The sequence below is a fragment of the Paenibacillus sp. R14(2021) genome (genome assembly GCF_019431355.1).
GTDB lineage: Bacteria > Bacillota > Bacilli > Paenibacillales > Paenibacillaceae > Paenibacillus_Z.
On the sequence record NZ_CP080269.1, the window covers coordinates 1371374 to 1383820 of the forward strand.

At 53.7% G+C, this 12447-nt stretch carries 11 protein-coding genes; 2 read left to right on the forward strand and 9 right to left on the reverse strand.

The window, feature by feature from the left end:
* The 8 genes from KXU80_RS06635 to KXU80_RS06670 form a co-directional block, all read right to left on the reverse strand.
* A complete protein-coding gene (locus KXU80_RS06635; RefSeq protein ID WP_219837452.1) occupies positions 1 to 2913 on the reverse strand; it encodes a 2-oxoglutarate dehydrogenase E1 component in 2913 nt (970 codons plus the stop codon).
* Positions 2914 to 3093: 180 nt separating this feature from the next.
* Positions 3094 to 3573 carry a disulfide oxidoreductase gene (locus KXU80_RS06640; protein WP_219837453.1) on the reverse strand — a complete coding sequence of 160 codons (480 nt, stop codon included), beginning with the start codon at positions 3571 to 3573 and terminating at the stop codon, positions 3094 to 3096.
* Entirely contained in the window at positions 3570 to 4292 is a 723-nt protein-coding gene (locus KXU80_RS06645) for a thioredoxin domain-containing protein (protein WP_219837454.1), read from the reverse strand. Before KXU80_RS06645 ends, KXU80_RS06640 begins: the two co-directional genes overlap by 4 nt.
* Positions 4293 to 4350: 58 nt before the next feature.
* Entirely contained in the window at positions 4351 to 6300 is a 1950-nt protein-coding gene (locus KXU80_RS06650; protein WP_219837455.1) for an ATP-dependent DNA helicase, read from the reverse strand.
* Positions 6301 to 6404: 104 nt separating this feature from the next.
* Positions 6405 to 6578, reverse strand: coding sequence for a cation transporter (locus tag KXU80_RS06655; RefSeq protein WP_374987780.1), 174 nt, complete (start codon positions 6576 to 6578; stop codon positions 6405 to 6407).
* A gap of 86 nt (positions 6579 to 6664) precedes the next feature.
* Positions 6665 to 8866: a heavy metal translocating P-type ATPase gene (locus KXU80_RS06660; RefSeq protein WP_308858204.1), complete on the reverse strand. Its 2202-nt coding sequence runs from the start codon at positions 8864 to 8866 to the stop codon at positions 6665 to 6667.
* A 136-nt stretch (positions 8867 to 9002) separates the two neighbouring features.
* Positions 9003 to 9332 carry a metal-sensitive transcriptional regulator gene (locus tag KXU80_RS06665; RefSeq protein ID WP_219837458.1) on the reverse strand — a complete coding sequence of 110 codons (330 nt, stop codon included), beginning with the start codon at positions 9330 to 9332 and terminating at the stop codon, positions 9003 to 9005.
* A gap of 152 nt (positions 9333 to 9484) precedes the next feature.
* Entirely contained in the window at positions 9485 to 10018 is a 534-nt protein-coding gene (locus tag KXU80_RS06670; RefSeq protein WP_219837459.1) for a hypothetical protein, read from the reverse strand.
* A gap of 245 nt (positions 10019 to 10263) precedes the next feature.
* Here KXU80_RS06670 and KXU80_RS06675 point away from each other — a divergent pair, with 245 nt between their 5' ends.
* Positions 10264 to 10737, forward strand: a complete 474-nt coding sequence (locus KXU80_RS06675; protein ID WP_219837460.1) for a C40 family peptidase — start codon at positions 10264 to 10266, stop codon at positions 10735 to 10737.
* An 85-nt stretch (positions 10738 to 10822) separates the two neighbouring features.
* On the opposite strand, the gene KXU80_RS06680 is transcribed toward KXU80_RS06675, so the two are convergent.
* Positions 10823 to 12103: a chloride channel protein gene (locus KXU80_RS06680; RefSeq protein ID WP_219837461.1), complete on the reverse strand. Its 1281-nt coding sequence runs from the start codon at positions 12101 to 12103 to the stop codon at positions 10823 to 10825.
* Positions 12104 to 12257: 154 nt separating this feature from the next.
* Between KXU80_RS06680 and KXU80_RS06685 the strand changes: the two genes are divergently transcribed.
* On the forward strand, positions 12258 to 12413 hold the full coding sequence (locus KXU80_RS06685; RefSeq protein ID WP_219837462.1) for a DUF1540 domain-containing protein: 156 nt from the start codon (positions 12258 to 12260) through the stop codon (positions 12411 to 12413).
* Positions 12414 to 12447: the final 34 nt, after the last annotated feature.

Here is a 12447-nt window from a genome sequence, read left to right on the forward strand (position 1 = left end):
CTAATTCTCTCCTTGGCTATTCGAGTTTAACGTACTGCGGTTGAGGGCAACCGAAATGATGCGCTGTTGTTCGATATTGTGTACGTTGTGGAAGCCGGTCGCCGTACTGGAACGTTTAGGCCGCCCAACGTAACGGACAGTCGCTTTGTTGGATACGCGAGCACGAATACGAGGCTCGATGTAATTCCATGCCCCCATGTTCTGCGGCTCTTCTTGCACCCACAGCACTTCCTTTACATTCGGGTAACGCGCAATGACTTGCTCTACATCGCTTTTCGGGAACGGATACAGCTGTTCCACACGCACGATATGCAGCCAATCCCAAGCATCGGCAGCCTGTCCATCCTTCAACTCAAGTCCCGCTTCCAGGTCAATGGCTATTTTGCCTGTGCAGAAGATCAAGCGTTCTACCTTATCTTCTTTCTTGCCAAGGTGCGGCTGTTCCAGTACCAGCTTGAACGATCCTTCGGACAGCTCGGCCGGTTCGGATGCAACATTCGCGTTCCGAATAAGGCTCTTAGGCGACATGACGATCAGCGGACGCGCTTCTTCCGTGTTCAGAATCGACGCTTGGCGGCGAAGCAGGTGGAAATACTGTGCTGCCGAAGTCATATTGACAATCGTTAGATTGTCTTCAGCTGCCAGCTGCAGGTAACGCTCCAGCCTTGCGCTGGAATGCTCAGGCCCATGGCCTTCGTAACCGTGCGGCAGAAGCATGATGAGACCGGATTGCTGTCTCCATTTCACGCGGCTTGCCGTAATGAATTGGTCGATAATGACTTGCGCGCAGTTGGCGAAGTCGCCGTATTGCGCTTCCCAAATAACGAGCGTTTCCGGCGAGAATACGTTGTATCCATATTCGAAACCAAGCACGGATGCTTCCGCCAGCGGACTGTTGTGCAATGCGAAGGAAGCTTTCGCCTGCGGCAGCGTATGCAATGGCGAGAACGTTGCATTGCTCGTCGGGTCGTGCAGCACGAGGTTCCGGAAGGCGAACGTCGCGCGTTCCGAATCTTGACCGCTCAGACGGATCGGCGTGCCATCGGACAAAATCGTCGCGAAGGCAAGCGTTTCCGCGAGGCCCCAATCGACCTTGCTGCCCTTATCTAGCGCACCTGCGCGGCGCATCAGAATCCGTTCGAGCTTGTCGTGCACCTTGAAGCCTTCCGGCCATTTCAGCAGATCCGCGTTGATTTCGCGCAGCTTCTTCAGCGAAACGCCCGTTACGAGGTCTTTCTTGCGGCGTTTGCTGCCGGCATCGTCGATTTTCGGCTGCTTGTGATTCTTGTCATTCTCTTTCACTACGTCAAGGGCTGCTTGCAGGTTCGCAAGTCCTTCCTTGCGCAAGCCTTCGACCTGCTCTTCGGTCACGAAGCCCTTTTCTTTCAGCTTCTCGGCATAGAGCCGGGCGACCACGGCATGATTATGCACCTTCTGGTACACAAGCGGCTGGGTTGTTTCCGGGTCATCCGTTTCATTATGACCATAACGGCGGTAACCGATCATATCGATCAGGAAGTCTTTGCTGAACTTTTGGCGGTACTCGCAGGCCATGCGAACAGCGGCAATACATGCTTCCGGATCGTCCGCGCTTACGTGAATGATCGGGATCTCGTAGCCTTTCGCCAAGTCACTCGCATAATACGTCGAACGAGAATCGCTGCTGTCCGTCGTAAATCCGAGACGGTTGTTGCCGATGATGTGAATCGTGCCGCCGCTCTCGTAGCCCGACAGCTTCTTGAAGTTCAGCGTCTCCGCCACGATACCTTCGCCGGGGAATGCCGCGTCGCCATGGATGAGGATGGCCGCTGCGCTTCCGAAATCGGAAACCGGGAAACCGGCTTTCGAACGATCGTCCTGTGCAGCGCGCGCGAAACCTTGAACAACCGGATTGACATATTCCAAGTGGCTCGGGTTGTTGGCAAGCGTAATACGTGTTTCGACCGTTTCGCCTGCTTTCAGCGAACGATGGGCGCCAAGATGATACTTCACGTCGCCCGTCCAGCCGGTATTGATACCCAAGGAGCCTTCCGACAACTCCTTGCTCGTCGAATGATGGAATTCGGAGAAAATTGCCTCATAAGGCTTGCCGAGCACGTGTGTCAGTACGTTCAGGCGCCCGCGGTGAGCCATACCCATCACAATATGCCGTGCGCCGTCATGAGCGATTTCTCTCACAACTTCGTCCAGCATCGGTACGAGCGTATCGATTCCTTCGATGGAGAAACGTTTCTGACCAACAAACGAGCGGTGGATGAACGTTTCGAATTGCTCGACATCGATCAAACGTTGAAGCAATGCAATGCGTTCCTTCGCAGTCATTGGTTTGCTTGCCATGCCGATCTCGGCTTGACGGCGAAGCCAAATCCGTTCGTCTTGGTCATGGATGTGGCTGAATTCGAAGCCGAATGACTTCATGTACACGTCTTTCAAATGACTAATGGCTTGTTGGCCAGTGCGGATGTTCTCCGGTGCTTCTTCCCAGATCAGAGAAGCAGGAATAGCCTCCAGATCCTCCGTGGACAACTTGAACGTTGCTGGCTCAAGTAAACGGGTATCGGGCGGCGGTGATATGCCAAGCGGATCGTTGTCGGCTGCAAGATGGCCAAAGGTGCGGATATTCCGTACGAGTTTGCCTGCGTCGACAATTTTCTTCAAAAAAGCGGGATCGAACGTTCGAATACTATTGGTACCATCCGTTCTCGATGCGAGCGGCTGGGTTGCGTTTGCAGTCAAGTCCTGCTTCACAGCTGCCGAAGGCGGGGGGCCCCACTTCTGGAATGATTCTCTAACGGAAGGGTCTACTTCGTCCGGATTTGTCAGGAATTTCTCATACATCTCTTCGATGTAACCCAAATTGGGGCCGTAATAGAGCTCCCATGGCGACTTCCGGTCAATACTGTCTGCTGTCATTAACGGCTACCTCCATCATTAAGTATACAACGGGTCAATATGCATCACTTGTATCAACCCGAATAACATTCATCCATCTCATGATAGCAGAACTAGTTGGGAGGAACAAATATTGTGACAAATGTCCTCGGAACGTTCATAATTTAGCGAAAAAAGAGGCCCAAAATTGGGCCTCATTAGTTAATTCGACGTGATATAAGCTTCTTCGTCATCCAAATCTGCTTCTTCGGCCTCCCGGCCGTTAAGCAGAAGGACGGTAATCAAGATAAAAGCTATGAGGGCCAAAAACGGAATCGTTACATAACCGCCGAACCAATCCAGATAATCGTCGCTGCATGGAACACCTACCGTGCAGGGCAGCATTTTGGCGATCGCAGGGATTTGCTGCTCTAAATAATGATACAAAGAGATGCAGCCCCCGATGATCGATAAAGGCAGGACATAACGAATGATTTTGCGATCCTGGGTATAACTGGCGATACCAAGCAAAATGAGGATGGGATACATGAAGATCCGCTGGTACCAGCATAAGTTGCATGGAACGAATTTCATGACTTCGCTCAAATAGAGACTGCTGCCGACAGCGGCGATCGATACGACCCACGAAAAGTAAAGCGCGTATCTGCTGAAAAAGGCTAGAAACGGCGGTTTGCGGGTCATTCCGGCTTACCGGCCAGCGCATCTTCGATTGCGGCTTTGATGGCTGGGTAATCGCTGAAATTGCCTTTGAATTCCTTGCCGTTAATGAACAGCGTCGGCGTCGAAGTGACCTTCGCTTTGACCGCTGTCGCTGCGTGCGAGCTGACTTCCTTGTCGTACGTCTTCTCGTCGATATCTTTCTTGAGCAGGTCGAGATCCACGGGAATATCATTATTCCTAGCCAGCTGCACCAAATAATCCGGCGTCGCCCACTCCGTGTGCTCGTCTTGCTGATTCTTGTAAAGGACGTCATAGTATTTCCAGAATGCATCGTTGTTCTGGTGGTAGACGGATTGCGCAGCAAGCGCGGCCGTCGTGGAGTCCGGTCCGATGAACGGGAAATTCATGAAATACATGCCGACCTTGCCGGTGTTGATATAATCCTTCTCCAGCTGCGGCTTGATTTGCTGACTGAAGATTTGGCAGGATGGGCATTTGTAATCGCCGAACTCTACGATTTTGATCGGTGCGTCTTGCTTGCCTAATACGGGCAGCTTCGCGTAATCGAAGTTTGTCGGATCCGCTTTAGGCGTAAACACAAGCGCGGCTATAATGCCCAGCAGGACGACGATCCCCGTTCCCCATATCAGTTTCTTCATCACCTTGCGCTGCTTCTCGAGCTTCTCCTGCTCCGCTCGGCGCTGGCTCTTATACGTGGATTTCTTCATCGGTTGCGTCATCCATCTACCATCCTTTTCTATGAGTCTATTCAAATTGTAAAAGGCTGCCTGCCAGATGTCAATTCGATGCGCGCGCTAGCGGCGACAGTATGACGCCTTCCGGCAGAACGCTCTTCACCTGCTCCATGACATAAGTATCTTCGAGCGCTTCCCCATAGATGGTAATGATGCCCTCGTCGTCGCGTTTGCGGATCAGGCGGCCGAGTCCCTGACGAAGCCGCAGGAGCATATAAGGCATGTCCACCTGCTTGAACGGCTCCGCCGCGTCTTTGCGCTTCGCCGTAAACACAGGATCATGCGGCGGGAACGGCAGCGACCACATCAGGACGTGGGATAAGGATGGCCCCGGGATATCAAGCCCCTCCCACAGCGTGACTGCGCACAGCACGCTGTCTTCGTCATGCTGGAACTCACTGATCAGATGGCTGATCTCAGCCGTGCCTTCGAACAAGAATCTAAACTCGCCATAAGCGGGTATCGGTTCGATATCCGTGCGGAACCGCTGCAGTTCTTCCTTGGATGGGAACAGAATCAGTGCCTTGCCCTGCGACTCACGCAGCCGTTCCAAGGTCAACTGAAGCTTCTTCGCTTGGTCGGTTTCGCTTGATGCCGAAACCTTCATCTGCGAATCGTATTCGTAAGGCGAAGCGACGGAGAAGGATAATGCATCCTCGATCCCGAGACTTTCGGCAATGTAAGCGAACGAGCCCCCTACGGATAAAGTTGCTGACGAGAAAATAACAGGCATCTGTTTGGCGAAGACACGCTCTTTCAATATTTCTTTGACGAGCTTCGGCATAATGACGAGGGTTGCGCCGTCCTTGCCCTGTTCTACCCACGAAATGAGCCCGTTCGGCTGCTTGAATAGATTCAACGCGAGCTGCAGCATTTCGAGATGCTCCTCGACAATCGTCAGCTGGTACGCATCAATCGTAAACAGACCGCTTTCGAAGACGAGCTCTTCTTCAATGACCGACAACAGCGAGACGAATCGATTGACCTCGCGAAGCAGCTTCTCCGTCAGCGGCACTTCTCTGCGGTCGGAAGCCGCAACCGCGATGCTGCTGTCCTCCAGCAGGGCGAACAGCGTCTCACTTTGTAGAATGGCCTCGTCGATCGCCACGGCAAGCGTTTCGCGGATTTCACCCTGCAGCAGCCTCGTGATGATCGATTCGAACACATTGTGCTTCAGCTTGTACGTCAACGCGTTCTGAGCCGCCGTCTCCAGCAGATGGCCTTCGTCGAAGACGACCGAGCTGTGCTCAGGCAGCAGCGGCAGCTGCCCTTCGCGTTTGCGCGCTTCATAGGTCCACACATGCTCCATATAGAAATCATGCGAGCAGATGATGATATCGGCCGCTTTGCGATAATGCTCCCGCGACAGCGTCTGTCCGCAGCGATGGCGCCGGCTGCATACGAGGCAATCCTGGAACACGTCCCAGGAGACGGCGTTCCACTGTTCGTCGCTTAGATGCGGGTAATCCTTGCGATTGCCGTAAGGGTGGAAGGCCTGCATCGTACCGGGAGTGTTCACGAAATCCGGCAGCGAGCCGTAGATATCTCCGAACACCTCGATATTCTCGATGCCGCCTCTGGCATCGTCCAGCTTGTTAAGGCAAATATATTGGTCCATCGACTTGCCGAGCCTTGCATCGATCGTCAGATCAAGGTACCGCGCCAGCTTCGCGATATCACCTTCCGGCTTCACGAGCTGTTCGATCAGCGACTCGTCCGCGCAGGCGATAATCGCCGGTTTGCGCGTATACCTTGCATAGTTGATGGCGTAGAGCAAATAGACAAACGTTTTGCCCGTGCCGACGCCGGCTTCGGCGAAAATCGTCCGTTTCTCGTTATAAGCGCGTTCCAGCTGAAACGCCATATAGATCTGTTCGTCCCGCAGCTCGAAGCCGGCTTCCGGCAATCGCTCGTAGAAAACGTCCGCGATCCAGTCGCTGGCCTGCTGCATAAACGGTACCTTCGGGTCAAATTCAAATGGATATTGATTCATGTCATGACAGCCCCCAATCAAAGATCTATCATAGCATGACTACAAGGAAAAAGGCTAACCCGGTCGTTTACCGGATTAGCCTGCTAAGGATTGATTGGCTGCCATTAAGAAACAACGTCAAAGCCTTGGTCTTCAATCGTTGACTTGATCTGCACGAGCGAAATGGACTTCTCTTCGAAATCAACGGTGACACGGTTGCCGGGGAGATCGACCTTCGCCGTTACGCCCTTCTTCTTCAGTGCGCCCTCGATGCTGTTTACACAGTGCTGGCAGCTCATTCCTTTAACTTCAATAACGCTTGTCAATGTTAACATCTCCTTCATCTATAGTTGACTGAGTTACGGCCTTGAATCGGCTGCCGGTGTCAGCGGCGAAACCGTTGTAGGCGCAGCGCGCTCAGCACGACCGATACCGAGCTCAGCGCCATGGCGGCGCCTGCGACCCATGGTGCGAGCAGCCCGGCGGCGGCGATCGGAATCCCAACTGCGTTATACGCTAATGCCCAGAACAGGTTCTGCTTGATGTTGCGCATCGTGCTGCGGCTGATCGCCATCGCTTCCGCGATACTATTCAAATCGCCGCGCATAAGCGTAATATCCGCCGTCTCCATCGCAATATCCGTCCCTGTTCCCATCGCCATGCCGATATCAGCGGCAGCCAGTGCAGGCGCATCGTTGATCCCGTCCCCGATCATGGCGACTTTCAAGCCTTCGGCCTGAAGCTTCTTAATTTCCAGCGCCTTGCCTTCAGGCAGCACTTCGGCGAGAACGTCCTCGATGCCGGCCTGACTGGCAATCGCTTGAGCAGTTGCCGCATTGTCGCCCGTCAGCATGATCACGCGCAAACCAAGCGCCTTCAATGCGGTTATGGCTGGCGCGGAGGTCGGCTTGATCGTATCCGCTACGGCCAGACTTGCCGCAAACTCGCCGTCGACTGCAGCGAACATCACCGTCTGTCCGTCTTGCTCCAGCAGCACCGCCCGGTTCAGCCATTCTTCCTCTACTTGCACGCTATGCCCGGCCAGAAACCGGCGGGTACCGATGACAAGCCGCTTGCCTTCCACCTCGGCCTCGATGCCGTGCCCAGGCACAGCCGCAAACTGCGCAGCAGCGACAGCCGGGGCGGCTCCACGCTCCCGCAGCCCCGCAACGATGGCTGCCGCCAGTGGATGCTCGGAGCTGCTCTCAGCGGCCATCACCCAGCTAAACAGCTGCTTCGCCTGGAAACGGGGCGAGACGTGGATGTCGGTCAGCCGCGGTTTCCCTTCCGTTACGGTGCCTGTCTTGTCGAGTACGACGACGTCGATCGCATGCGCCCGTTCGAGATGCTCGCCGCCCTTGAATAGAATGCCGAGCTCCGCGGCTCTGCCCGAGCCAGCCATAATGGACGTCGGCGTCGCTAATCCAAGCGCGCATGGGCAGGCAATTACCAGAACGGCGATCGCCGTACGGAGTGCCGCGGAGAACGAGCCCGGCTCGAGGAAGAAATACCAGAGCAGGAACGTCGCTGCCGCAAGTCCGATCACGATTGGAACGAAGACGCCTGAGATAACGTCCGCGATCCGTTGGATCGGCGCCTTGGACCCCTGCGCTTCTTCGACGAACCGGATGATTCGGGCCAAGACGGAATCCCGGCCGATTTTGGAAGCTCGAATCGTTAATGCGCCGGTTCCGTTCAAGGTTGCGCCGATGACTTGATCTTCCTCTGCCTTAAACACCGGCAGGCTCTCGCCCGTTAGCATGGATTCATCGATGGAGGAGCTGCCGCTGACGACGATGCCGTCAACCGGAACCTTCTCTCCCGGCCTCACGAGAACCAAATCGCCGGTCTGCACTTCTTCCACTGCAACGCGCAGCTCTTCCCCGCCGCGAATAATCGTTGCATGCTTGGCCTGAAGGCGCATCAATGCGGTAATTGCCTGTGACGTGCGCCCTTTGGCCAGCGCTTCAAGCAGCTTGCCTAGCAGCAGGAAGGTAATGAGCAGCGCGCTCGTTTCGTAATACAGTTCCAACCTATGCATGCCGGCGCCTATGGATGCCGCAGTCTCATAGAAGCTGTAAAAAAAAGCGGCGGAGGTTCCCATCGCAACAAGCACATCCATGTTGGCGCTGCGGTTTACAAGCGCTTTGTACGCGCTGATATAGAACGGTCCTCCGATTCCGAACTGCACCGGCGCGGCAAGCGCCAGCTGCAGCCATGGGTTCATCAGCCAGTCCGGAAAAGGAATAAATGACAAGAACGAGATCTCGCTGATCATCGCGGCGAGCAGCGGCAGCGTAAGCAGTGCCGCTATATAGAATCGTAAGCGAAGCCTTCGGAGCTCCGATGACTTATCCAGCGGCGAATCGGATTGCAGCGCAGCCTTATAGCCGAGCATTTCGATTTTGTCCATAATCGCCGAGGCGTCGACAACGTTCTCGTCAAACGCCACACGTGCGGTTTCCATCGCCAAATTGACGTTCGCGCTCGTAACGCCCTCCATGCGCCCAAGACCTTTCTCGATCCGGACCGCGCAAGCCGCACAAGTCATGCCGCTGATTTGAAGCGTCGTTGTTTGTTGTTCCATAACCTTCAAATCCTTTCTATCCCCCATTATACCCCTATGGGGTACACCCCGCAAATTAACTTTACCATACCCCCATAGGGTATATCAAGAGGCAAAAAAGCGGCCATACAGCACGTATCCTCCACTGCAGGCCGCATCACTTCATTAGTTTGTTTATGGTGATCAGCAATTCCTTCACCACGTCATTATCGCCTTGCTGAATGCGGTCGATGACGCAGCTGTTCATATGATGCTCCAGCAGCAGCTTCCCCACACCATTGAGCGCCGATTGCGCCGCGGCAATCTGATTGAGCACGTCATCGCAGTACGTATCCCTCTCGATCAATCCCTTTATCCCTCGGATCTGACCTTCGACACGGTTTAAGCGGGCGATAAGACTGTTCTTCGTTTCCTGGCTGTGCGCGCTCTTGCGCTCGCCTTCTTCTGTCAGCAGCTCGCCTTCTGCGGTATGACAGGAATGATCCATAAGGTCCAACCTCCATATATCCATGATTTACTGCTTCTATTTGGTTATACGGTTATCTTATCATACCTCTAGGGGGTATACAACGCATGCCAATTATTTGGAATTCAACTATTATTGAAACCTAGCAAGCACTTCTTGCGTCTACTCTAGTACTAACCTTGATACAAGAATACGGCGGCCAATACGAAGATCCCAAGCCCGAACACATATGGATGAAGCCACATCGTCCCTCCCTTGACGTTGGATAAATCCCCTTGCTGACCGGTCGACTCTTCTCTGATTAATTGATGGAGCACGCTATGTATAAATAGAAAGATAAGATCGATAAACAGAACCATCATAAACGCATGCTTCCCCAGCATAACACCAAGCATTGCCCCCATCATGCCGCCCATGATGCCTGCAAGCATACCGTCAAGCGCAGCCATGGTGCCTGCGGGCTTCCCGGCCAAGTAGCCGCATACGATGCCAAGCAGCACGGCTCCCGCCGTCGGAAATGCCAGATCCTGCGGATAGACGATGCCGGCGATCGTGCCGACCGCCAAGCTTTCCATCATCGCAATCGTCATGGCGATCATCATGCCGGCCATGCAGCTAATGGACGAACGCCGTTTATACCCGCTGTATATGGATATGCCGGACAAGCACGTAACCGCGGCAATGCTCCCCAAATAGAAATAAATCATCGCGCTCACTTCCCTTCAAACCCGATCATTATGAGAGCGTATTCATAACAGGTTGTCAATATACCTATCATGAGGAATTTCTAATCGAATTCTCATATTACGCTTGAAAGCCTTATCATCTCTAGTGAATCCCTTACCTATGTAAATGTTGGGAGAAAAACATGTGCTATAGTGGAACTAGGCCAAACGACCTGCTCCATGTACTAGCCGGACTTCCAAACAACCACATCAAGGGGGAACTGACTATGATGAAAAACAAAATTGCAAAATTGGTGATGAGCGTGACCGTGAGCTTTTCCGTATTAATGGGCGGATCGGCCATCCTTCATGCAACGCCTGCACACGCATCCATTTCCTCTTCGACGGCATCTGGAGTTATTTCTTCTGCTAAGCATTATCTGGGCACACCTTACAAGTTCGGGGCATCGACCAAAACGACCCGTAACTTCGACTGCTCTTCGTTCACGAAGCATGTATTCAAGATGCACGGCATCTCGCTGCCGCGCGAATCGAAGGACCAAGCCAAAGTCGGTAAAGCCGTAAGCAAAAGCAATTTGAAACCTGGCGATCTGGTCTTCTTCTACAAACCCGTCCACCATGTCGGCATTTATATCGGCGGCGGTAAAATGATTCATACGTACGGCAAACCCGGCGTTATGATCTCGAGCATCAACTCCGGTTGGTGGAAAGACCACTACGCTTTCGCTCGCCGCAAATAGTCATATTCCAACTACAAAAGAAACCAAAATCAGAAGGAGCATCGTTCCCAAGCGGAACGACGCTCCTTCTTTGCATGCATCGCGGTTATGACCGGGACGATGTTTTCGTCTGCTTGCGCTTATGAAGCAGCGAAATGCCGGGAATTCTAAGCAGGAAGCGCGGCTTATCAACGCCGATTAGCTGCGAGCTGTAGATGCCCATATGGCCGGAAAACATGTAGCTGACAATGCTGGCGGCGAACATGTACCCTATGCCATGCACGCCGAACAATTCGATCCCGAGCACAAAACAGGCCAGCGGGGCGTTCGCTGCACCGCTGAAGACGCCGATCAGGCCGAGCGCGGCCAAGAAGGAGACGCCGAGATCTAACAGCGGCGACAACGCGTTGCCAAGAGCGGCACCGATAACGAACAGCGGCGTGACTTCGCCCCCCATGAAGCCGGTACCCAGTGTGACGACCGTGAACATGGTCTTCCAAGCGAACGCGGCGGCAGACAACGGTTCGTGGAAGGACTGTACGAGCAGCGGCAGGCTGAGCCCAAGATAGTCCCTTGATCCTATCGCGTAGACAAGTGCAATAATGACAAAACCGCCGATTAAGCTTCGGAGGCTGGCATTAGAAACGGCTCGCGACAGTTTACGCTTGAGGAACGAAATCGAGAACGTGAACAGGATGCTCATCAGCCCGAAGAGTATGGACGCCGCAATGACTTTGACCAGCACGAGCAGCGAGAAAGACGGTATGTCTGCAATCGCGTAATGCAAATGCTTAATTCCCCATGCCCGGGTCACATAATCGCCGGCAAAACCCGCTATCAAGCAAGGAATTATCATACGAGGAGCGACCAACCTGCCCATCGTTACGACTTCAAGCGCGAATACGGCGCCGGCCACAGGTGTTCCAAACACGGATCCGAAGCCTCCGCTTATTCCGCAGAGAAGCAGTATGCGGCGCTCAGCACCGGCTGCCTTGACCCATCTGCCGAATGCACCTGCCAAGCTTCCGCCCATCTGTACGGCCGTGCCTTCCCTACCGGCTGAACCCCCGAAGAGATGCGTCATCCAGGTTCCTAGCAGCACGAGCGGTGCCATGCGAAGCGGCACACGTTCGAGCGTTCCTGCATGCGTGTCGTTATTACGGATTTGTTCAACGATCAGATTGTTGCCTTTGCCTGAATTGGCACCGTATTTGACATAGATGAAGCTGACCAGCGCACCCGCGAACGGCAGCAGCCATAGAAGCAGCGGTGTCTTTTCCCGCTGGTCCGTTGTCCACTCCAGACCGGCTAGGAAAACGGCCGAAGCAGTCCCCGTCATTCCTCCAACGATGAGACTATACACGACCCATTTTACAAAAACTCGCATGACGGCCTTCTTCCCTCTGGAAACATTTTCACAGCTGTATCGATTACAACTATGATAACGGCTCCCTGCAGACGGCGCAATAAACTTTGCACACGGGGTATAAAAGGCATGCCAAAACGTCCATCCTAAACAAAGGACGGAGGTGAGTAGTCATATGGCTAAAGATGTAGCATGCGAGGTTAACTCCTGCAAATATTGGGGTGCAGGCAATAATTGCAATGCTTCCTCGATTTACGTAGTAAGCAACCGCGGTAAGCAGGCAAGTAACTCCGAAGAAACAGACTGCAAAACGTTCGAACCGAAAATTTAAACGACTTCGTGAGCCGCCTTCCCTAAAAGGCGGC